This is a genomic window from Guptibacillus sedimenti (genome assembly GCF_028610665.1).
Taxonomy (GTDB): domain Bacteria; phylum Bacillota; class Bacilli; order Bacillales; family Guptibacillaceae; genus Guptibacillus; species Guptibacillus sedimenti.
The window spans coordinates 647,871-669,970 of sequence record NZ_JAQQWV010000002.1 but is presented as its reverse complement, the minus strand read 5'-3'; the positions used below and the strand labels follow the sequence as shown (position 1 = coordinate 669,970).

The 22,100-nt window shown below is 39.4% G+C and carries 21 protein-coding genes; 13 read left to right on the top strand and 8 right to left on the bottom strand.

Features of this window, described 5'->3' with window-relative positions:
- The first annotated feature begins 32 nt into the window (after positions 1-32).
- Positions 33-698, top strand: coding sequence for a ribose-5-phosphate isomerase RpiA (gene rpiA, locus PQ578_RS11795; RefSeq protein WP_273834507.1), 666 nt, complete (start codon positions 33-35; stop codon positions 696-698).
- A gap of 36 nt (positions 699-734) precedes the next feature.
- On the opposite strand, the gene PQ578_RS11790 is transcribed toward rpiA, so the two are convergent.
- Together PQ578_RS11790 and PQ578_RS11785 are read right to left on the bottom strand one after the other, a co-directional pair.
- Positions 735-1,169 carry a universal stress protein gene (locus PQ578_RS11790; RefSeq protein WP_273834506.1) on the bottom strand — a complete coding sequence of 145 codons (435 nt, stop codon included), beginning with the start codon at positions 1,167-1,169 and terminating at the stop codon, positions 735-737.
- 88 nt (positions 1,170-1,257) lie between these two features.
- Positions 1,258-2,532 carry a purine/pyrimidine permease gene (locus PQ578_RS11785; RefSeq protein ID WP_273834505.1) on the bottom strand — a complete coding sequence of 425 codons (1,275 nt, stop codon included), beginning with the start codon at positions 2,530-2,532 and terminating at the stop codon, positions 1,258-1,260.
- Between the two features lie 185 nt (positions 2,533-2,717).
- On the opposite strand from PQ578_RS11785, the gene PQ578_RS11780 reads away from it, so the two are divergent.
- The 5 genes from PQ578_RS11780 (at position 2,718) to PQ578_RS11760 (ending at position 6,347) form a co-directional block, all read left to right on the top strand.
- Positions 2,718-3,992 carry an NCS2 family permease gene (locus PQ578_RS11780; protein WP_160920058.1) on the top strand — a complete coding sequence of 425 codons (1,275 nt, stop codon included), beginning with the start codon at positions 2,718-2,720 and terminating at the stop codon, positions 3,990-3,992.
- A 100-nt stretch (positions 3,993-4,092) separates the two neighbouring features.
- Positions 4,093-4,935: a polysaccharide deacetylase family protein gene (locus tag PQ578_RS11775; protein WP_273834504.1), complete on the top strand. Its 843-nt coding sequence runs from the start codon at positions 4,093-4,095 to the stop codon at positions 4,933-4,935.
- A gap of 60 nt (positions 4,936-4,995) precedes the next feature.
- A complete protein-coding gene (locus tag PQ578_RS11770; RefSeq protein ID WP_224879153.1) occupies positions 4,996-5,115 on the top strand; it encodes a DUF6254 family protein in 120 nt (39 codons plus the stop codon).
- A gap of 70 nt (positions 5,116-5,185) precedes the next feature.
- Positions 5,186-5,392 (top strand): heavy-metal-associated domain-containing protein, encoded by a 207-nt coding sequence (locus PQ578_RS11765; protein WP_273834503.1) that lies wholly within the window; start codon positions 5,186-5,188, stop codon positions 5,390-5,392.
- A gap of 163 nt (positions 5,393-5,555) precedes the next feature.
- Entirely contained in the window at positions 5,556-6,347 is a 792-nt protein-coding gene (locus tag PQ578_RS11760; RefSeq protein WP_273834501.1) for a sensor histidine kinase, read from the top strand.
- Here PQ578_RS11760 and PQ578_RS11755 read toward each other — a convergent pair.
- Positions 6,344-7,195, bottom strand: a complete 852-nt coding sequence (locus PQ578_RS11755) for a YihY/virulence factor BrkB family protein (RefSeq protein WP_273834500.1) — start codon at positions 7,193-7,195, stop codon at positions 6,344-6,346. The two genes, PQ578_RS11760 and PQ578_RS11755, sit on opposite strands and share 4 nt — an antisense overlap.
- 122 nt (positions 7,196-7,317) lie before the next feature.
- Positions 7,318-8,352, bottom strand: a complete 1,035-nt coding sequence (locus PQ578_RS11750; protein WP_273834499.1) for an LCP family protein — start codon at positions 8,350-8,352, stop codon at positions 7,318-7,320.
- A 252-nt stretch (positions 8,353-8,604) separates the two neighbouring features.
- Here PQ578_RS11750 and PQ578_RS11745 point away from each other — a divergent pair, with 252 nt between their 5' ends.
- The 4 genes from PQ578_RS11745 to PQ578_RS11730 all read left to right on the top strand — a co-directional run bounded on the left by PQ578_RS11745 (position 8,605) and on the right by PQ578_RS11730 (position 13,417).
- The gene (locus PQ578_RS11745) at positions 8,605-10,257 is read left to right on the top strand and encodes a PAS domain S-box protein (RefSeq protein WP_273834498.1); all 1,653 of its coding nucleotides are present in this window, start codon (positions 8,605-8,607) and stop codon (positions 10,255-10,257) included.
- 131 nt (positions 10,258-10,388) lie between these two features.
- Positions 10,389-11,417, top strand: a complete 1,029-nt coding sequence (locus PQ578_RS11740; protein WP_273834497.1) for an SEC-C metal-binding domain-containing protein — start codon at positions 10,389-10,391, stop codon at positions 11,415-11,417.
- 170 nt (positions 11,418-11,587) lie between these two features.
- Positions 11,588-12,433, top strand: coding sequence for an STAS domain-containing protein (locus PQ578_RS11735; protein WP_273834496.1), 846 nt, complete (start codon positions 11,588-11,590; stop codon positions 12,431-12,433).
- A gap of 297 nt (positions 12,434-12,730) precedes the next feature.
- Positions 12,731-13,417: a DNA alkylation repair protein gene (locus tag PQ578_RS11730; protein ID WP_273834495.1), complete on the top strand. Its 687-nt coding sequence runs from the start codon at positions 12,731-12,733 to the stop codon at positions 13,415-13,417.
- Between the two features lie 181 nt (positions 13,418-13,598).
- Here PQ578_RS11730 and PQ578_RS11725 read toward each other — a convergent pair whose 3' ends face one another.
- Positions 13,599-14,426: a CAP domain-containing protein gene (locus PQ578_RS11725; protein ID WP_273834494.1), complete on the bottom strand. Its 828-nt coding sequence runs from the start codon at positions 14,424-14,426 to the stop codon at positions 13,599-13,601.
- Positions 14,427-14,733: 307 nt separating this feature from the next.
- Positions 14,734-15,288 (bottom strand): signal peptidase I, encoded by a 555-nt coding sequence (gene lepB, locus PQ578_RS11720; protein ID WP_273834493.1) that lies wholly within the window; start codon positions 15,286-15,288, stop codon positions 14,734-14,736.
- Between the two features lie 209 nt (positions 15,289-15,497).
- On the opposite strand from lepB, the gene PQ578_RS11715 reads away from it, so the two are divergent.
- Together PQ578_RS11715 and PQ578_RS11710 are read left to right on the top strand one after the other, a co-directional pair.
- On the top strand, positions 15,498-16,169 hold the full coding sequence (locus PQ578_RS11715; protein ID WP_273834491.1) for a haloacid dehalogenase type II: 672 nt from the start codon (positions 15,498-15,500) through the stop codon (positions 16,167-16,169).
- Between the two features lie 245 nt (positions 16,170-16,414).
- The gene (locus PQ578_RS11710; RefSeq protein ID WP_273834490.1) at positions 16,415-16,750 is read left to right on the top strand and encodes a hypothetical protein; all 336 of its coding nucleotides are present in this window, start codon (positions 16,415-16,417) and stop codon (positions 16,748-16,750) included.
- 36 nt (positions 16,751-16,786) lie between these two features.
- Here the strand turns inward: PQ578_RS11710 and PQ578_RS11705 are convergent, their stop codons facing one another.
- Both PQ578_RS11705 and PQ578_RS11700 read right to left on the bottom strand, forming a co-directional pair.
- The gene (locus PQ578_RS11705; RefSeq protein ID WP_273834489.1) at positions 16,787-17,629 is read right to left on the bottom strand and encodes an STAS domain-containing protein; all 843 of its coding nucleotides are present in this window, start codon (positions 17,627-17,629) and stop codon (positions 16,787-16,789) included.
- 140 nt (positions 17,630-17,769) lie between these two features.
- Complete coding sequence (locus PQ578_RS11700; protein ID WP_273834488.1) at positions 17,770-20,928, bottom strand: efflux RND transporter permease subunit; 3,159 nt, start codon at positions 20,926-20,928, stop codon at positions 17,770-17,772.
- 220 nt (positions 20,929-21,148) lie between these two features.
- Here PQ578_RS11700 and PQ578_RS11695 point away from each other — a divergent pair, with 220 nt between their 5' ends.
- Positions 21,149-22,033 (top strand): TetR/AcrR family transcriptional regulator, encoded by an 885-nt coding sequence (locus tag PQ578_RS11695; RefSeq protein WP_273834487.1) that lies wholly within the window; start codon positions 21,149-21,151, stop codon positions 22,031-22,033.
- Positions 22,034-22,100: the final 67 nt, after the last annotated feature.

The window sequence follows — 22,100 nt, the reverse complement described above, 5'->3', positions numbered from 1 at the left end:
GACAATTAAAATAATGGAGGAGTGAATGGATTGTGAATGAAAAACAACTTGCTGGCAATAAAGCAGCATCTTATATTCAAGACGGTATGATTGTTGGGCTAGGAACGGGAAGTACAGTTTATTATACGATCCTCGAAATTGCTCGAATGGTGAAAGAAGGTTTGAATATTACGGGAGTTGCTACATCGAAAAGTACGGAAAAGCTTGCTCATGATCAAGGTATTCCGCTTCTATCACTTGAGGAGGTTTCTACCATTGACTTAACGATTGATGGGGCCGACGAGTTAACAGAAGATTTAACACTTATAAAAGGCGGAGGCGGCGCACTTCTACGGGAAAAAATTATCGCTTACCATTCCACACACATGATTGTCGTTGCTGATTCCAGTAAATACGTGAAGAAATTGGGAGCCTTCCCCCTTCCTGTTGAAATCACGAAATTTGGTTACTTAAAAACGTTAAATGCGATTAAAAACATGGGATGTACGGCTTCCCTTCGCAAAGAAAATGACTCCCTTTTCATCACAGACAACGGAAACTATATTGTTGATTGTTCATTTGATGAAATCAGCTTTCCTACCACACTGCATGATCACCTTAATCAAATTCCTGGAGTCGTTGAGAATGGACTATTTATTGGTTATGCTGCGAAAGCAATTATCGCTCAAAACGATACGATTACATATGTTGAAATTTAAAAAAGCGCCCGGCCATCTTGGCCGGACACGCTTTCATTATTTAATAATAAGGACAGGACAATGAGACCTCTGAAGCACGGCATGACTGACGCTTCCAAGAAACCATTCTCTTAAGCCATTTAATCCTCTGCTTCCCATAATGATGAGATCACGATTGTGTTCATCGGCGTATTTTACAATTTCGTTTCCTGGGTTCCCTTCAAGTACCATTGTTTTCACTTTATGATTCGGTAGCTGAACGTCGAGTTTTTCACTGATCCCTTTTAGCATATCAACGGCTTCTTTTCTAAGTTCATTTAAAATACTGGCATAAACAACAGCTGAGCTAATTTGCGCAGTAGGATTTAGTGCAGTAACTACATCAATTTCCATAGCTTCATTTTCTTTTGCCATAGCAATCGCTTCATTTAATGCCTTAACACTTAAATCAGATCCATCAAACGCAACAAGGATTTTATTGTATTTTTTCATCTCAACATTCTCCTCCCCTGATCTACTTTCATACTACCACGAAAATGGAACAAGTCCTGTGACATTCATCACGAATAGGCGTTTCCTTTTAATGCTTCTTATAAAGAATTTGCTCTGTCAAAATTGCGGTAATCGAACCAAGTATAAGACCGTTATTCAAAATCGAAGCCGCAATTGGTGGGGCTTGTTGAAAAGCTTCTGGTGGAATAAACATCGTACCAATTCCAACCATAAAGGAAATGCCTATTATAAATGGTTTTCCCTCTGAATCATCCTTTTTAAACTCATTAAACGCAATACCTACCATGTTTACGAACACGATAAAAATAACAGCATAGCCAACCGGTTCAGGTAATGCTGCAAAGAATGCCATCAAAGCTGGGAATAAGCTAATAATGATGATCAGCCCACTACCTAAAATAAAAGGAAGCTTACGTTTAAGCCCTGTTGTTAAAATAAAACCTGCGGCCCCTGAGATCGGAACACTCCCTACCGCTGAAAAGACGCCTCCTAATAATTGATTGATTCCAGAAATGAATCCCGCCTGTCTGTATCGGCCCATAGGCTTTGTGTTTGATAGCTTGTTTAACACTTCTTCTACAACGCGAATGCTTGCGATCATATTCGTAAGAAGAAGAAGCGTGACAAGGAACGCTGTTATAATCATGCCAGAATCCCAGGCTGGATACCCAAACGCGAATACCTCTGGCAATTGAATGAATCCTCCTTCTGGAAGAACGACTGGCTTCGCTAACCCAAGAACGGCAAATAAAACCCAACCAAATATTAAGATAATAAGGATGCTATATTGCTGAATCATCGCAGGCATCGATCTCGAAAACCATATGGAAACAAATACAAGCAGAAGAGATAGTCCTGTAATACGAAGGTCAATGCCCTCTTTTAGGTAGCCAACTCCCATCATGCCGTTAAGAAAGGATCCACTTAATTGAGCGACAAGAAGCAGGAGATAAATCCCAGTTACAACTGGCGTAAAAAGACGAGATAGCTTCTCCACTAAACCAAGTGCGCTCAGTAGAATAAATATGATCCCGCTTGCAATCATTGCGAGTTCGAGCGCTTGAAGTGTCTCTACTTCAGATCCAAATAACGTAGAGCTTAACCCTGCATAAAGAACAAATACTCCCCACCATAATCCTGCAGGTCCTTCATTAATCGGTAGCCGGTGACCGAGTGTCGCCTGTAAGATTCCAGCAACACCTAGAACAAACATCGTTCTCTGAACAAACCCTGCTGCCATTGCAGGATCTAGGTGGAACAAGCTTGCAATCGCAACTGGAGCCACGATGGAACCTGCAATCATAAAGATCGCCCATTGAAGGGCGGATAACGTATTACGCATGTAAAAGCCTTCTTTCATATAAACGAATTATGTATACACCTTCATCTTATCAAAGCGATCGACGGAGGTCATTACGTATTTTTCCACTATAAAAACGTCCCTTGCTCTGATATACTATTTTATTGGTGATTTGATTTTTCAAATACACGGGTGGGAGAGGGAAACACAAGTAAGAAGGGAATAAAGTGAAAACGAAAATTAATTTTGATTTTCAGGCTCACGATACTTCACTGAAGAAAGAAATTCTTGCCGGCATTACATCATTTTTTACAATTGTTTATATTGCAGCGGTTAACGCGTCAATCCTTGCTGATGCAGGAATTCCTTTCGAAGCAGGAATGATTGCAACAGTCCTGACGTCAGTGGTCGGCTGCCTGTTAATTGGTTTTTATGCAAATGCACCGATTATCCTCGTTCCAGGAATGGGTGTCAATGCGTTCTTTACGTATACAATGGTTGAATCAATGGGATTAAGCTGGGAGGTGGCACTCGCTTCTGTCTTTGTTGCAGGGATATTATTTGCGATAACAGCTTTTACACCGCTCTCCGGTGTGCTTTCAAAAGCAATCCCGCGTTCATTAAAAGAAGCGATTACTGTCGGAATTGGTTTATTTCTTACATTCATCGGTTTACAAAAAGGCGGGATCGTCGTTTCAAGCGATTCCACATTTGTGGCACTTGGAAACCTTGGGTCCGCTCATGTGATTGCAACTCTCGCCACGCTAGCATTAGCTGCCATTCTCTTCATTCGAAATGTGAAAGGCCATTTTCTTATCAGTATGTTAGCCGGGACTGCACTTGCCTGGTCGCTCGGACTAATTGAGACAGGTCAACAAAGTAGCTTTTCATTCTCATCCTACGGATCGGTATTCGCTGCGATGTCTTTCGATGACATTCTGATGCTACCTTTCTGGATCGCAACGTTCTCCATGGCGATGATTCTTGTCTTTGAGAATATGGGTTTGTTAACCGGTTTACTGCCAGATCAACGGAAGTTTACTAAGTCATATCAAGCAAACGCGATCTCAGCCATATCATCTGGCCTTTTCGGTACGAGTCCAACCGTTTCGACTGTTGAAAGTGCTTCAGGAATTTCAGCTGGTGGTCGAACAGGGCTCACTGCCATTACAACAGGGTTATTGTTCTTAACATCACTATTCTTTATCCCTATTTTCAAAATCATACCAGACTCTGCGATTGCGCCAGTTCTGATCATCATTGGTGGTTTGATGATTACATCCATTCAAAACATTTCCCTACAAGATTTTTCTGAAGGGTTTCCTGCCTTTTTAATTATCGTCATGATTCCGCTCACTTACAGCATTGTTGACGGTATTGCATTTGGCTTTATTGCATACCCTTTTCTAAAAATCGCTTTAGGGAAAGGAAAAGAAGTTCCTGTACCGATGTACATTATCGCAAGCCTCTTTTTTATAAACTTTTTCTTACACACCATCTAGAGGGTAAGAAAGTCCTCCAAACCTCCTTGATCTTCATTCAAGGAGGTTTTTTCCATTTCATCCTATCTTTTTTATGATATGCTAAATTCTGGTGATAAACATGATAAACGTAAAACAAACTGGTCTAATTCTTATTTTCTTCGTCCTAATGGGTTGTCAGGCTAACCAAGCTGGTAGCCTCTCTCTTCTTAATGAATCGAATGTGAAAAGACCCGTTCCTTCATTTTTAGTTGATCATAGAAAGGAACAGCTAATTGCTAAATACGAAAACAAAACCCCAACTGAATTTGGTGAAAATGTATCAGGTGTCTACACTCATTTTCGTTCATCCAAAAAGGAAATCGCCTTAACATTTGATGCTTGTGGTGGGTCACATGGGAATGATGTTGATGAGGCATTGATCGCATTTTTAAAAGCAAACAAGCTGCCTTCCACCCTATTTATTAACAGTAGATGGATTGATCAAAACACTGCTTTGTTCCAAGAACTTGCTCGTGACCCGCTCTTTCAAATCGAAAATCACGGCACGCATCACAAGCCTCTTTCTGTGAACGGGCAGTCAGCCTGGGGGATCTCAGGGACAGCATCGGTACAAGAAGTGATTGAAGAAATGAAAGAGAACCAAAACAAAATTGAAAAACTAACTGGTAAGAAACCAACACTTTTCCGTTCAGGAACAGCTTACTATGATGACGTAGCTGTTCAAATCGCTGAAGACCTTGGTGTTCAAATTGTGAACTACACTATACTCGGAGACGCTGGTGCAACTTATAACGCTCAACAGGTGAACGATGCTCTGTTGCAGGCACAACCCGGCGACATTGCTCTTCTTCATATAAATCAACCGACTAGCGGCACGGCAGAAGGAGTTGAAAAAGCGATTCCCGTCTTACAAAAAAATGGGTATGCATTTGTTCACCTTCACTCCCAAAATTTGCAGTGAGTACATTTTGTCTTGAAGGCCACCTTATTAATGAACACTATGATAAGGGGTGAAAAACTGATGAGTCAGTCTAAAGGACAACGAGAAAGACAATTCCGCAAAAGAAAAGAAGCACAAAATCCACATGGTAAAATTAAATCATTGGAGCAGCTTTCGAACGAAACTCCGAATAAGCCTTAGCCAATTAAGACAGATTAAACTCCTCCTAATTCGGGTAAAGGGTTCTAGAAGATGAAAGGAGTTTAGCGATATGAATGAAATCACTGTATCCGTAACAGGAATGAAGGGCGAAGAATGTATCCAGAAAATCGAAGCTGCCCTCCTTTCTTTAAACGGTATTGAACGGGCTTTAGCTGATCTGAAAGAAGAAACGGTCACGATAATGTTTGATGAAGAAGCCTTAGACGAAGCAACAATCATGCAAACAATTGAAGAAGCTGGCTATCAACCGGCCTAATTCCAAAAGAATCTGCCTAGCGCAGATTCTTTTTTATATCAAAATTAAACAATATTCTTCAAAAACACTCTAATTCTTTCCTACAAACATTCAATCTTCGCAATTCATGGGTGTTACTCTATAACTATGCGTTAAGGATAAGTTAACGAAAGGGGTAACGGACTTGGAACAGTCTAATTTAAATGCTAAGGAAATGCCTAAACAGAATGTATTGCCATCAGTAGAGAACTATTCTCACTTGCTTGAACAATTAGAAGTGTTAGCTTATGAAAATCAAGCACTAAGCAACGTTCACACGCTTGTTGCGGGCGTTGCTCATGAAATTAAAAATCCTCTTACGATTATGAAAGGCTTTCTTCAGCTAATAAAACCTGACCTTGATAAACTACAAAAAAGCGACATTGCTGATCTACTTTTAACAGAAATTCAACGAACGACCGATCTAGTTGAAGAGTTTCTTCAACTTGCCCGACCTGCAGAGCTTACATCTGAACGTATTGATCTTATCCCCTTCCTAAAAAATATCCTCCTTCTTTTTCATAGCCAGGCAAAGTTAAGCAAGTGTGACCTGACCACAAATCTACAACAGTTCAAACTTCCTATTGAAGTGATGATCAACCCCGGACAGTTCAAGCAAGTTTTTCTAAACGTGATGAAAAACAGTATCGAAGCCATTCGCATGACGAACCGTAACAATGGGGTGATCTCATTAACAGTAGGACAGCATCTTAATCGGGTGACAATCTCTATACGTGACAATGGCGTTGGAATGGATGCATCGACTCAGGGTCGTATTTTCAAACCCTTTTACACAACAAAAGAAAAAGGAACAGGACTCGGCCTGTTCCTCAGTAAACAAATTATTCAAAATCACAAAGGCACGATAAAAGTAAAAAGTTCTCCTGCGTTTGGTACAACATTTTCAATTCAATTGCCCTTGCTCCATCCGGTTTAAAAACCAATTTGCTCTTTCTCACTTGAAACCTGGGTTTTTCGCTTGTTTTTGTGAAGTAGTGCATTAACCTCTCCACCTACAAGAAGAATAATGCCGGTTAAATAAAACCAAAGCATTAAAATAATCACACCACCAAGACTTCCATAAGTAGCAGAATAGTTACCAAAATTACTAACGTAAAATGCAAATGCAAGCGAAATTACTTGCCAGCCTAATGTTGCTACAAGCGCCCCAATGATCACCTCTTTAAATGGGAAATGTTTATTTGGAGCAAACCGATATAACGCTGCAAGGATGCACGCCATGATTGCCACAGCTACTACCCAACGAAGAATACGAAACAAAAATTCGGTCGAGCTCGGCAAATTTAGTGATGAGGATACTGCGTCAATGATTACGTCTCCAAAAACCGGCAATACAAGCGTGACAATAAACACAAGAACAAGTCCAATTGTCAACAAAATAGAAAGAAGCCTTGCTTTAATAAAGGATCTTGTTTCTTCCACATCGTAAGCAAGATTCAACGCTCTCATCATCGCCATCATACCGTTTGAAGCTGACCAGATCGTCCCAAGTATACCTAAGGTTAATAAGCCGCCCTGAGGCTCACTAATGATGGAGAGAACATTATCCTGTAGGATGCTCCCTGTCTCTCCAGGAGCATATTTGGTAAGGAAATCCACCGCTTCCTGTTTGTCAATTGACAAGTAAGGAAGAATCGAGAGAATGAGAATAAGTAATGGAAAGATCGATAACATAAAGTAATAGGCCAATTCAGCTGCAAGGCTCGTAACCCGATCCTCTCCGATTTCTTTTCCAAGTTTTTTAACAAATGATAATCCACCCATTTCGTTAACCCCTTTCTTACATTCTTTAGACCCTTTCCCTATAATCTTCCGCCGTAATCGTCCTTCATGATGAAAAGGAGCAGACACTGTGTCTGCTCCTTTTCGTATCATTACACTTAATGTTAAGGCGTCGTCTCACCCTGTTCACCGTCTAATGCATTCATATTTCCATTTGGATCATTATTTTGATCCTCAAGGTTTAAGTGAGATTTAAGCTCTGTTTTAGCAGTTGCTAAAGACTGATCATCAAGCTTAAAATAGTAGGTTCCAGCTGGTTGAAAATCTGTTCCTGTTAGCTGGAGTTTTTCAACTGTATCGATCTTTGAAATAAACGGATACATGCCGATTGCTTCATTAAAAGTAAAGCTCATCGTTAGATTCTCTCCGATACGATCGACTACATCACCATACTTCGGTATAGAAGAAAGTGAGCTAACCTTGTCCATTGCAGCAGTAATCACTTCCATTTGACGTTGACCGCGTTTTAAATCAGAGTCGGCTTTACGTGTTCTAGCAAACGCAAGTGCCTCTTTACCATTAAGTGTCTGCTCCCCAACTTCTAAATCGATTTTTCCTTTCGATTCTTTATACAGTTGGTCAGCGACAAGCTGTGAATCAATTGTAACATCAATACCGCCAAGCTCATCAATGACAGTTTTAAAAGCATCAAAATTCACTCGAACAACCTCATCAATCGGAATTCCAAGTAAACCTTCGACTGTATCAATCGTTAAATCAATCCCCCCATAGGCATGAGCGTGAGTAATTTTGTCCATACCTCTACCTGGAATTTCAACGTATGAGTCACGCGGTATACTAAGAAGCTTCATTGATTTATCATCTTGATTAAATGTAGCAACCATCATCGAGTCACTTCGACCATTCGATGTATTTTCTTCATCGTCTACACCTAATAATAATACCGAAAAATGATCTTTACCTATATCGACTGCACTGTTTCTTAGGTCGGACTGATTTCCTCGATTTGGTTCCATCAGGGATTGGTCAGATACGCTAGATACTTTATAATAAAGATACCCTGCATAGCCACCAATACCAACTATCATAAATAATAAAAGCAAAAGTGTAATGCGCAATCCACGGCGTTTTTTCTTAGGTTTATATCGACTTCGAGGTTCCATTTGATCTTCATTCATAGAAATTTTATCTCCTTCAATATAAATCTTCATTCTTTATTTATAGACCATTCGCATCATCATCATAAAGATCGACGGTCAATCATTGCTGAAAGATGGCTAAACGTGTCACTTTGCGTTAACCCTAGCTATAAATGTACCATTCTTTCTTATTACTTTCTACCTAAATATTTTTCCATTGTTCAGGTTTTCTTGGCATTCGTCCATTAACTTTGTAAAATACAAAATGATATAGAGAAAGGACAAAACCTCTTGCATATAAAAACAAAATCAATTCCATGGATTATCATTGGCAGCTATTTTTTGTTTGGCTCAATGTGGATCTTGCTTTCAGATACCATTCTTTATCGCTTTTCTACTGATTTTATTACAAACAAAGAAATGGGACTATATAAAGGTTGGTTTTTCATCTTATTAACGTGTATCTTTCTCTATTTCCTCTTAAAGCACCTCCTCCAAAAAAACAAGGAGATGGAAAGCCAACTTTTAGAAAGTGAAGAACGATACAGACGTCTTGTTGAGTCATCCCCATATGCGATCTGTTTACTTCGAGATGGGGAGATTACTTATACAAATCAAACTGGTCTTGAAATGGCAGGTGTTCATTCACTCAGTGACCTTTATCAAAATCGCGAATCCTTAGTCGTAAACCACCACGATCAAAAGAAAATTAAAGAAATCTTGCACAGTATCCATACCAATCAAAATGCAATTCCTGAAACGATTGAATATCAGCTATTGCGCTCGAATAACGAAATAATCGACGTTGAATCAACCCTTATTCCGATTACTTTTGATCAAAAAGTGATGACCATTATTCAAACACGCGACATTACCGAACGAAAGCAAGCGGTAAAAGAACTATGGGAAGCAAAACAATTGATTCAGGCTATTATAAGTGCCTCGCCAATTGCGACACTCGCACTAGATATGAACGCAAACATTCGTCTATGGAACCCAGCAGCAGAAAAAATATTTGGCTGGCATAGTGATGAAGTAATTGGAAAGAAGAGTCCAATTGTCCCTCAAGGGGAAAAAGATATTACGATACCTGAAATCATTAAACATGGCCATATTGTGAATAAGGAAGTGCAGCGCATGAGAAAGGATGGCTCAATCGTTCACACAGCTCTCTCCACAGCTCCTATTCAAGACGAAGAAGGTCAAATTAATGGGATTATGGCCGCTTTCATGGATATTACGGATAAGAAGAAAACAGAAGAAGCTCTTCTCAAAACAGAAAAATTATCGGCAGTTGGTCAGTTAGCTGCCAGCGTAGCGCATGAAATTCGAAATCCGCTAACTTCCGTTAAAGGATTTATTCAGTTGCTAAACGACGATAAACCATTCGCAGATAAAACGCCGTTTCTTTCAATTATGCTGTCAGAAATCGATCGAATGGACGCCATTATTAAAGACCTGCTCGTGTTAGCAAAACCACAAGCTTCTCATTTTACTTATTTCAAGGTGAACGAGCTGCTTTCCTACGTATTACAGTTATTAAGTACGCAGGCAAGCCTTTACAACATTACGTTCATGAAAGATTTCACCGATGAAGACGACACGCTTTACGGTGAGGAGAATCAGCTTAAACAAGTTTTCATCAATTTAATTAAAAATGCCATTGAAGCGATGCCTGAAGGTGGTAGCGTCTGCTTAAAAACAGCCGTAAAAGAAGCCGAGATCGAAGTAACTTTAACGGATGAAGGTGTTGGAATACCTACACATAAACTTAAAACGCTCGGTGAACCTTTCTATACCACCAAAGAAGAAGGCACCGGTCTTGGCCTTTTATCTAGCTTTAAAATTATCGAGAATCATCATGGTACCATCGATTTTATAAGTGAGGTTGGAATTGGAACGAAAGTAACCATACGATTTCCTAAAAATAGTAACGGTTCATAGTGATGGTCTTTCGAAAACCTCAAATAAAAGTAGGTCTTTTTATCTATTTTTTGTGCTTATAACCCTATGTATGCTAAAATATCATTCGTCTCTTATTCTTGAATAAGTTTGACCTGAAGGAGGAAGCAACATTGCAAAATACGAAACGAAACGATCCCTGTCCTTGTGGCAGCGGCAAAAAATATAAAAAATGCTGTATGACATCTGAAAGTGCACAGGATCAATTAGAAGAACAGCTATACACACAAGAACTTTACACGGTTCAAGCTCAGCTCGTTGAATACGCGATGAGCCAACATGATCAGAAAATGGTTTCTCTAGCAAATGAGTTATTTACTAGATTTGATATTCCTAAAAATCTTGAAGAAGCTTATATGCATGGTGTTTTCCCGTGGGCGATTTTTCATCAGGCAGTCAATCAGTGGAATAAAACCATCGTGAAAGAGTACATACAACTCTATTCACACACCTTCTCTACTGAGAAAGTGAAAGAAACGGTTAACGACTGGCGCGAGGCTTATATGTCCATTTACACAGTGGAAGAAGTATCGGGCAATACAGCTGTTGTGACAGAACTTAGCTCAAATCAACCAATCAGCATTTTATTGCATGAAGAAGTAATTGTCGCAAAAGGAGAAAGCCTAGCTGGTATTCTTCTTCCGGTTAAAAACGGTGCGATGCCATTTATCGAACTTCTTAAAATTGCCCCTGACGCCATGGAATTGGTAGAACAGAAATTAGCAACTGAAGATGCCGCTAACAACGTACGCTCTATGATGCAAAGCGACTTCCCAGAAATTCTTAGTGAAATCGTGAAGCATGGTAACGGATCAGAAGAAACAGATGATTCGATTGACATGATTTGGTCTAGAAAAGAAGATGCTGAAGTGGCTTCTCTCTTTACTGAGCACGTTAGTGATGAATTTTCAAAAGAGCAGGTTCAAGAAATCCTTCAATTCTGGAAGGTTTATATTCAAGAAGAACAGCCATCTGTCAGAAAACCTGCTATTTTTGCAGCTTCTCTTGAGTACCTTGCCTCTAAAGTCTTTGATTTACCGATTAGTCAAAGCGCCCTTGCTAAAAAATACGGAACATCTGCATCTAGTATTTCTAGTAAATACAAAGCATTTCACGAGCGATTCACCCCTGTGTTGAACTAGAATGCACTTTGCTTAAAGCAGAATGGACGTTTAATAAACAAACAATCTACTTAAATGGTATGATTTAAACATGACAGAACTCTTTTACTTACACGTGTTAACTGTTCAATTTCAAGTTATATTGACGTTAACACGTTTTGTTTATAGAGCTACCTTAAGGAGGCAATAAAGTGACTGCTGAGACACCCACTCAAAAAGTAGGAAGCTACATTCTTGATCAGGCATCTGAGATTGCACAGAGTACATACGAAAGACAGCGTCATGATTTTGACGAAGCTGATTTTACAAATGAAACCAAATTATCTCTAACGAATACGACTTATTTAGTCAAATTGATTGGTAAAAGCCTGCAGCAAAATACTACGAATGCGATGACTGCAATTGAAGAGTTTGGAGAAGAATCTGGTGAACTCGTACAAGATGAAAATGAGATGATCATCTCGCTAATCGTTACGGTACCGCTCATTCGCGAGGCAATTTGGGAAGCCATTGAGCCCGTTGTTGAAGAGCTAAACATGAAGCCACGGGACGTTATTAAACTTCCTGGAAAAATCGATCCACTCCTTGATCAATTTGTTTATAGCTATGGTAGTACTTATATTACAAGCAATCAACAGCTTAAAACCAAGTACGACTCAACCCTTGAAGAACTATCAACTCCAATTATTCCAATTATAAAAAACCTGGCTATTCTTCCACTTGTAGGAAATATTGATACGTACCGGGCAACGCTTATCATGGAGAAAACGCTCGAGCACTCGCGCAAATTACAGCTTAATCACATGATCATTGATTTATCAGGGGTTGTGACAATGGATACGATGGTTGCCAAGCACTTGTTTGATATTACAGAAGCACTCAGTCTTATGGGCGTTCAGGTTACCTTAACAGGCATCAGTCCATCGATCTCCATTTCAGCCGTTCAGTTAGGAATCGATCTTCATAAGCTAACCATTAAATCGAGTCTTCATAATGCATTAACAGATCTTGCTGTTCTTTCAAATCCAGCAACTTAATCTGCTTACACTTCGTTCACAATTCTGTCATTCTTATCAAAACTCTCCCATAATGCTCATTTATTAAATGAAGCCTGCTATACTAAAGTCAATCCAGAAAAGCTTTCTCCTCAACCCGGAAAGCTTTTCTGGAATCCAACGTATAGTAAAAGAATGCATCCCTTCCCTCCCCCGGGAAACCTCCTTATTTTAGTTTGAAAAAGCAGCGGCATTGCCGCTGCTTTTTCTTTTAGCTTTTTTACACAGGAAATGAAGTGTCTTTCATCGAACAAACTTCTTATAGAAAGGAGAGAGCAAATGCTTACAGTTGAAAAGCTACAAGAAAAACTCGAATCATCTCAAGATAAGGATCAAGCCGTAAAGATGGAAAAATATATGCGAAATCAATTCCCTTTTCTCGGAGTTAAAACGCCTGAGAGAAGAAAAGCAGTCATAAACGCGTTAGGCCAAGCGGAGAAGCCGGATTTCCAAGTCATTCAACCTTTAGTCGAGCAGCTATGGTTATTACCAGAACGTGAATACCAAAATGCCGCACTTGATATACTCGGCCGTGTCAAACAGTTTCCTAAAGAAGCCATTACTCTCATTGAACAACTAATTATCACAAAATCCTGGTGGGATACAGTTGATAGTCTTGCGGTTCACAGTGCGGGGAAATATTTTAAGCAACACCCAGATCAACTCTACCTTATTTCAGAAAAGTGGATGACAAGCGAGAACATGTGGCTAAATCGAAGCGCTATCCTTTTTCAAATTTCGTATAAGGAAAAGACAGACTGGCCACTCTTGAAACGTTCTATTCTTATTCATTCTGAATCAAAAGAGTTTTTCATCCAAAAAGCGATCGGTTGGGCTCTTCGAGAATACTCGAAAACAGCCCCTAGTACTGTAAAGGATTTTATCGAAGAAAATTCTCTAGCCCCTTTGAGTAAGCGCGAAGCTAGTAAAATCATTAAGAAGAACGAACAAGAACGTCAAAAATAAAAGAATCTTTTCTAGTAGATTGTTGAATTTGAATCAATTATTGAATAAAATCCACACATCGCTAATTGGACCGGAAATGAACCACTTGTCTAAAAGCAATAACTACGAAAAAAGCCAAATAAAAAAACTCAACCATCGCAAAACAAGCCCATCCTTAAGCAGGATGGGCTCGATTTACATGTTATTTACCAATGAATTGCTGCGTCCAAATGTTGCCTTCTTCTACATAGCCAACACCAATGTGAGTAAAGCTACCATTCATAATATTTTTACGGTGACCTTCACTGTTCATCCATGCATTGACTACTTCTTCAGGTGTTTGTTGCCCTTTTGCGATGTTTTCACCTGCTGATTGATAATCTACACCAAATTGATTCATCATATCAAATGGTGATCCGTAAGTCGGGCTGTTGTGGGCAAAGTAGTTATTGTCTCTCATATCTTCAGATTTTGCCTGTGCTACTTTACTAAGCTCAGTATCTACTTCAAGTGCAGGTAGACCAGCTTTTGTACGTTCTTCATTTGTCAGGTTCACAACTTGCTGTTCAAATTCTGATAGGCCTGTCTCAGCCTCTGCTTCTTTTGTAGGTTCGGCTTGTTCAGCTTGCTTTGACTCTGAAGGGACTGCCTCAGTTTCTGCAGGCGCTGCCTTTTCTTCTACCGGTGCTTTCGCTTCAGGCGCTTCTGCCTTTTCTTCTACTGGGCCTTTCGCTTTAGGTGCTTCTGTCTTTTCTTCTACTGGGGCTTCTGCTTTAGGCGCTTGTTCAGCTTGTTCAGTTGCCTGTTGCAGAAGCTGATCTAAATTAATAGAGTCGTTAATTGAGATATTATATTGTTTTTCAAAACGGTCAAGAATGGATTGAAGTTCATTTATGTTGTTGACCTGGAAAGTTTGAGCTTTTACCTCCGCATTTGCGAATTGATTTCCTTCGCTTGCAGAACTTGCTGATGGATTTGCTGCCAGCAGGGCTGCTGCCGCTGTGACACCTAGAATAATTGATTTTTTCAATGTGATTCCTCCCTGTTTGGTGAAATTTCTTACATGATGAGAATATCACAAGATTGCTAGTCTAAAAGACCGTAATAACTTCCTTAACCGGTAATCCATACCAGAGACATTTTTCAGTTAAGAGGGGGAATCTGGCTTATAAAGCCTTTCATATCAAGACTTAGAAGCCACTACTTTAAAGCAAACACGTTTTTGCAGAATGGTAATCATTCCACATTTTAGGGAAACTAGAACCATTAACGTTTTGTTTCAAGTATTTCAAAACCGTAACAAAAAGAGGAAGAGCATGATGCCCTTCCTCTTTTTGTTACTTCGTCGGTCTTACATCTTGAAACGGATACCAGACAACTTCTGCCTTTCCGACAACTTCTTCAAGTTCTATTTTTCCAAGTCCATTCCGACTATCCATGCTTCTTAACCGATTATCCCCCATGACAAATAGCTGACCTTCAGGAACTTCAACAGGCCCAAAATCTTCTGTTAACCTCATTCCCATCGTCTTCGCATCATCTCGGTTAGCATCCAGGTAGGGCTCTTTTAACTCGGTTTCATTTACGTAAAGCCTATCTTGCTTCATTTCAACGATATCACCAGGTAACCCAATTACGCGCTTAACATAATGCTTCTTTGCATCTTCGTCCTTAATAATAATGATGTCTCCTCGTTCAGGATTTTCCTGAACATATGAAATAAACTTATTAACAAGGAGGCGATCGCCATCATGTAGCGTGGGGTCCATGGAAGCCCCTTCTACAATGTACGGCGCCATTACAAACATTTTAACGACAAATGCCAGAATAATAGCGAATAATAGCGGTGCTCCCCAATCTTTCAACCAATTTGGTTCTCCATCACTCTTCATATGCCCCTCCATAAAAGAACTTTCTACGTTTAGTCTAGCATAATTTTCCTACAATGTTCCATCCTAACGCCACGGTCCATTTAACTATTTTTAGCAAAAAAAAGATAGAGATGTTGAAATCAATCTAAAGGTCTTTAAACTCATTATTCAAGAGGTTTTACGACACAATAATGAGGGAACTAACTGAAGTGGACAAAAGGGGGATATATATGAGTCAAATAAAAGCTTTTGTATTTGATGCCTATGGAACGTTATTCGATGTTTTTTCTGTTACTAAAAGATGCGAAGAACTTTATCCCAATAATGGCGATCAAATCAGTCAAACATGGCGCAAGAAACAGCTTGAATACAGCTACTTACGTCAAATGATGGGAAACTATCAACCATTTTCACAAGTAACGCGCGATGCTCTCCGATATGCTGTAGAGGAAGTAGGCGAAGAGCTTACTCAACAAAACGAAGAAGCGCTCTTTCAAGCTTACCAGCAACTCTCTGTGTATGAAGAAGTACCACAAGTATTAAAGGACCTGAAAGCGGAAGGCATCACGCTCGCCATTTTCTCAAACGGGTCTCACAATATGCTTGATCCTCTTGTTAAGCAGTCACCTCTTGCTGAATACCTGGATTATGTTATCAGTGCGGATGATATTAAACAGTATAAACCTACACCTGCCTCCTATACCCATGCGCTGAACTTTCTTGATTTAAGTCGAGAAAATATTCTCTTTATGTCATCAAATGGATGGGATATTTCAGGTGCCAAGAATTTTGGATTCCATACTGCGTGGATTAATCGTAACAACTTGCCCGTTGAACAGCTTAATCTTCTTCCTGATTCCATTTATGAGAACTTAAGTCATCTTACAAATTGGGTTAAGTAGCACAATATAAAAACATTCTCAAACAAAACCTGGACTATCGTTCAGGTTTTGTTTGAGAATAACACGTTTTTGAACTGGAGTATTGTCAATAACGTTCTTTTTGAAGAACCATACTATATACCTAGCTTGGATCACTTTTTTTACCAATATAGGCCCATTGACCACTCCACAGCTTAGTCGTATAATCAACACATTACAGCGTATGCTCATTAAATACTAATGGAAAGTAGCCAGGTGTTAGAATTATGATAAAGGTCGATTATTTGCTTCAAAATGAAATCATTCGCTATCAGGAACAACTTCGTCACTTTCGTATTTCTCTTCTAAAGCTCCCTGCTAAAATGCCTAGTGAGGACAATGTTCGAAACCTGTGTAAAGAAGCAGCCTGGAAAATTGCAGCAACCGAAACGCTTATTGTGAAAATATTCAAGTCAAAAAAACTACCTTATCGCGAACTTTCTAAACAGTTTTTCTTCAACATAGAGATCCTAAAACAGCATAGTCAGTATATTTTAGCTCTCTTTCTTCTTAAACACGGAGATTATCAATGTCTTCATACTCACCTCACCTGCCTCGATTAAAGCCTCAGAGGAATATTCCTCTGAGGCTTTAATCGTTTATGAAGATGGTAAAATGGCTCTTAGCGCTTGATGAAGATGAGCGTAAGTATTTACGTTTGTAAAATCAATACCAAGCTGAACGGCTGTTTGAGCAATTTCAGGTCGAATGCCCGTTAAAATGGATTCCACGCCGGATAACTCAAGCATTTTAATGAGTTGAAAGATTTCATTTGCTACCATCGTGTCCATGATCGGGACACCGGATAGATCAATCACAAGATAGGATAATTGAAGTTCTGAGCTTCGTTCGATACCTTTTCGTTGAATAAGTGATGCACGATAAGTATCAATTGTTCCAATAAGAGGCAATACGCCAATATCTTCTGCGATCGGAATAATAGGAACACTTAGTTCGGTAATTTTTGTTTGCTGTGCCGCAAGTTGTTCTTCATTGAGTTGATTCGTATAGACAGTTACTTTATGCAGCAGCAAATCAAACGATTTGTTCATATAACTTCCCCACCCTGCTAGTCGGCTCGCTTCAATTGGATGCTCCTGCTCTGAACTGAACTCCACCATGACATCCCAGAGGATTTGTCTTAAATTAGTAAGGCTCGCTACCGATTGTTGCAAAGAAAATGTATGACTCGAAAAAATTTCAACAATTCGACCTGCCCATTCTTGTACATCTCGGTTATTTGATTCTTGAAAAATCATTTGCTTAACAAAATCAGAACAAAACAGTTTAATTTCATTTTTTAGTTCCGGTACTTTAAGTACGGCCGTATCCGTTGCTTCCTTTTCGTCAACTAAAAGTTGAAGCCTGTTTGTCCACTTTTCTCCTATTTCTTCAAGTCGCTCATGAAAGTACTCGACATACATTGATTCAACTTTATCCATTGTTATGTCTCTCCTATAATAGTCATTGATAACTCATTGTTTCCCGAAAATAGCAAATTGTACACATTTCATAGGCGCTAATAATCATTTAAAGATAAAAACGGAGGTCTCTATCTCGAGAGACCTCCGTTTTTTATTCTCTATTCACTTTTCGGTTTCCTTCTAAATTTCATGAAGAATTCATAAACAACAGGGACGATGATAAGCGTTAAGAGAGTTGAACTTGTTAGCCCTCCAATAACGGTTACACCAAGTCCTTTAGAAATAAGCGCTCCACCTTCTAAACCAAACGCAAGCGGCGCTAGAGCACCTATCGTTGCAAGAGCTGTCATTAAGATCGGACGAAGACGCGTACCAGCGGCTTCTATTAAAGCTTCTCTAGTCGTGAACCCTTCTTTTTCTTTATGAATGACACGGTCAATTAATACAATCGCATTTGTCACAACAATACCAATTAGCATTAGCATCCCAATTAGCGATGAAATACTTATCGTTTCACCAGCAATTAGTAATCCAACGAGTCCGCCAATAACGGTAAATGGCAGTGAGAACAAAATGGCGAGCGGAGCAAGACCGCCTCCGAATGTAATGACAAGGACAAGATAAACAATGGCAATCGCGGCTAGCATGGCTAAACCAAGCTGAGTGAATGATTCATTGATATCTTGAGTGACACCACCAAGAGTGACTTCTGAAGAATCAGGTAAATCCATTTCATCAATGGCTTCCTGTACATCTGCCGAAACCTGCCCAATGTTATCATCGAGTACTTCAGCTGTTACGTTCGCGTACACTTTGCCATCGCGACGTGTGATCGTATTTGATGATTGACCTTCTTCAATTGTAGTGACTTCACTAAGAGGTACTTCTATACCTAATGGTGACTGAATCGTCGTTTCTTCTAAATCACTTTTATCTTCAAACGTCTTTTCATTTACTTGAAGAACAACATTCAATGCTTCTCCATCTTTTTCAACAGTTGTAAGAACAGGCGCTTCCCCAGTATTACGAAGCTCCATTCCGATTTGACCAGCTGTTAAACCAAATTCACTTAGCTTTTCAGCGTTCGCTACGATTGTGAATTGATCATAGGACTCTGAAATACTTGAACTAATATTCGAAAGGTTGTCTTCTTTCTCAAGTACAGCTGTCACATCTTCTACAACCGGACCAAGATCACTCATATTTTCTTCATTTACTACGAGTGTAATTTGGTTGCTTCCACCAGAAGCTGAGATATCCTGATAACCCCATTCACCTTTTTCACTCAGTTGCTTCAAATCTTCGAGAACCAGTTTACGTTCATCTTCAAATCCTTCTGTCTCTTCATCATAACTAACAAAGAAAAGAACTTGATTACTAGCTCCTGGATTCATTGGATTTTCTCCACCAACGGAGTATTGAATGGTATCCACATCTTCTTTATCTAAGAAGTAGTCTTCCGCATCAAGAGCAAGGTTATTAATATTTTCAGTTGTTTCACCAGGCTCTGGATTATATGTTGCTACGATCATTTTCTCTTGATCAGAAGGCAAGAAGCTGACGCCTACAATCGGAGCAAGGAATAAACTTCCCACTAAAACAAGAATACTCGCACCAAACGTGATCAGTTTGTGATTTAACGTCCAATTTAATATTTTTTTGTATTGATGAGCAAGACGGCCGTTGCCCTCTTCTTTGTGCTCAGGTTCCTTCCCTTTTTTCACTAGCCCCTTCTTAAAGAGAGAGTGAGCCATCGCAGGCACTATTGTAATCGCAACAAGTAAAGAAGCTAATAGCGCAAATACAATGGTTAAGGCAAAAGGTAAGAATAGTTCGCCAACTGGGCCTTGAACGAGACCTAGTGGTAAAAAGACGGCGATTGTTACAATTGTCGAAGACATGATTGGAAGAAACATTTCTTTTGTCGCTTCCGTAATAAGTTCTTTCCCTTTCAACTGTTCGCCTTTGATCGCCATCCGTCGATAAATGTTTTCAATAACGACAATCGAGTCATCAACCACACGACCAATCGCAACAGTCATCGCACCTAACGTCATGATATTTAACGTAATGTCTAACTGGTTCAACACCAATAAAGCAATTAGCAAGCTTAATGGTATGGAAATAACGGAAATTAACGTAGATCGTATGTTACGCAAGAATAATAAAATAATGAGAACGGCAAAAATAGCACCGATGATCGCCTTGTTCAGCATTGTGCTAACTGATTCTTCGATCGGCTCACCCTGATCGAATATCGTGACAATACTCATCTCATTGTTCTCATCTTCAAGTGATGCAATTTCGTCTTTCACACCGTTCACAACATCAACCGTGTTTGCATCTGCACTCTTGGTTACTTGAATCCCAATAGATTCTTTCCCGTTCGTACGGGAAATCGATTCCGCTTCACCAACTAATTCAATATCTGCGATTTCTTGAAGTTGAACGGTTGGTATTTTCGGCTGCCCTTCACTAGCTCCTGCTTGAGATGCAGAAGGAGCTTGTGTTGCGTCTGCGGGAGGTGCTTGATTTGCTCCTGCGGAAGGCGCTTGGGCTGCTTGACTTTGCTGTGGCATAGCTGGTATTTCTAGCTCTTTTAAATCTTCTAATGAAGAAACATTACCATCAACGACAACAGCTTTTTGGTTATCTTCAAAGTTATATAAACCAAGAGGGATATTGACAGAAGAACCTTTAATCAGATTCTTAACGGTTTCTTCATCAAGCCCCAACTCTTTCATCTTATCTTCTTTAAATGAGAAAGAAATTTCTTCCACTTCCTGGCCGGCAATCGACACAGATGAGACCCCTTCGACCCCTTCAATGGCAGGCAGGACATCTTCTTCGACACGCTGGGTTAATTCTGTCAGTGAACGATCATCTTCAGAAACACTTAGCGACATGACCGGAAATGCATTAAAACTTAACCGTGAAACATTCGGGTCCTGTACTTCATCAGGTAATGAAAGTGACTGCAAAGTTTCTCGTACTTCATCCTCAGCCTCATCCATGTTTTTACTAAAGTTATATTCAATTTGAACATTCGATGCATTTTCGAATGAAGATGAACTTACGACATTTACTCCCGAAAGACTTTCTACTTTATTTTCAATCGGTTCTGATACTTTCTTAGACACTTCTTCAGGTGTTGCTCCCGGGTAAACAGTTGTTACTGATACTAATGGGGTATTAATATTTGGGATTGTCTCCATTTTCATATTAAAACCTGAGTACAATCCAGCAACTGTGATAATAATCGTTAACAGCCAAACTGCAAACTTATTATTTAACGAAAATTGAATCAGCTTTCTCAAGCAACTTCCACTCCTTTTTCTCCACTTTTATGACTGACTGGTCATTACATGATCACTATACTGAATAAACCGATATAATTCAAGATATATTGTTTACTATATAGAGATTATTACTTAACTATAGTAGGATTAGGAAAAAAACTTTGAACATGATATAATGTCCATGACCAATCGGTCAGTAAAAGCCAGTCAGTTTATTTCTGACGAACAGAGGTGGAAGATGAACGAAAAAAAGAAACACATCCTTGAAACGGCCATGCAACTTTTTGCTCGAAAAGGATTCCATTCAACATCGATACAGGAAATCGCCAATGAAAGTGGAATTTCTAAAGGAGCCGTTTACCTTCATTTTCAATCAAAAGATGACGTACTGTACTCCATCTTTTCTTATTATTATGACGTATTAAAAAAGAAACTATCTGATGCAAAATTAGATTCATTTACCCCAGAAGAACGTCTTGAAAAGCTGCTGTATGTGCAAGCTCGAGAAATCGTGCAACATAAAGAGTTTATTATTATGCAATTCAGGGAACAAGCTATTTCGATGAACAAAGAAATCGATGAACTGATTTTGAAGATTAGAATGGAGTCCCTTCAGACACTTGCAAGTAGTATCCAGGACTTATATGGCGAGCGCATTACTCCTATTTTGCCAGATTGCGTCTTGCTTCTTGATGGTATGTTCTCCTCTTATATCAAGTTAATTGTCCTGCAGAATGCGGATATTGACTTAGAAGAGCTTCCTCGATTCATTCTAAAACGGTTAAATGACATGGTAAATGGCATGATCGAACGCAATGCTGAGCCTTTTCTAACCATGAAGCAAGCTTCCGTCATTTTTGAAAAAAGCAGTCAAACGGAAGCTTGCCAAAAGCAATCGCCATCCTCTATCTTAACGAACATGCTTTCGACTATTAAGACAATGAGGTTAGAAGAAAACAAAAGGAAAGAGCTACTTGAAACGGTTCATTTTCTCATGAAAGAAGTGAATGAACCAAATCCACGGCGCTTTATTTTTAAAGGGATGCTACACCAATTTGAAGGATTCACAGAACTTAATTCATATAAGACTGCCCTCGTTAACTCACTGAACCTTGATCAGTAATTAGAAACTAGTGGAGGTGGAAGATTGTGAAAGAGCCGCTCCTGACAAAAGAAGAGTTAAGACGTAT

Bases quoted from the DNA above. Each gene is read 5' to 3' on its own strand.
- PQ578_RS11765 (WP_273834503.1), top strand. From the start codon at position 5,186: ATGAATGAAATCACTGTATCCGTAACAGGAATGAAGGGCGAAGAATGT.
- PQ578_RS11775 (WP_273834504.1), top strand. From the start codon at position 4,093: ATGATAAACGTAAAACAAACTGGTCTAATTCTTATTTTCTTCGTCCTA.
- PQ578_RS11755 (WP_273834500.1), bottom strand. From the start codon at position 7,195: ATGGGTGGATTATCATTTGTTAAAAAACTTGGAAAAGAAATCGGAGAG.
- PQ578_RS11770 (WP_224879153.1), top strand. From the start codon at position 4,996: ATGAGTCAGTCTAAAGGACAACGAGAAAGACAATTCCGCAAAAGAAAA.
- PQ578_RS11695 (WP_273834487.1), top strand. From the start codon at position 21,149: ATGAACGAAAAAAAGAAACACATCCTTGAAACGGCCATGCAACTTTTT.
- PQ578_RS11785 (WP_273834505.1), bottom strand. From the start codon at position 2,532: ATGCGTAATACGTTATCCGCCCTTCAATGGGCGATCTTTATGATTGCA.
- PQ578_RS11710 (WP_273834490.1), top strand. From the start codon at position 16,415: ATGATAAAGGTCGATTATTTGCTTCAAAATGAAATCATTCGCTATCAG.
- lepB (WP_273834493.1), bottom strand. From the start codon at position 15,288: ATGAAGAGTGATGGAGAACCAAATTGGTTGAAAGATTGGGGAGCACCG.
- PQ578_RS11730 (WP_273834495.1), top strand. From the start codon at position 12,731: ATGCTTACAGTTGAAAAGCTACAAGAAAAACTCGAATCATCTCAAGAT.
- PQ578_RS11750 (WP_273834499.1), bottom strand. From the start codon at position 8,352: ATGAATGAAGATCAAATGGAACCTCGAAGTCGATATAAACCTAAGAAA.
- PQ578_RS11705 (WP_273834489.1), bottom strand. From the start codon at position 17,629: ATGGATAAAGTTGAATCAATGTATGTCGAGTACTTTCATGAGCGACTT.
- PQ578_RS11715 (WP_273834491.1), top strand. From the start codon at position 15,498: ATGAGTCAAATAAAAGCTTTTGTATTTGATGCCTATGGAACGTTATTC.
- PQ578_RS11790 (WP_273834506.1), bottom strand. From the start codon at position 1,169: ATGAAAAAATACAATAAAATCCTTGTTGCGTTTGATGGATCTGATTTA.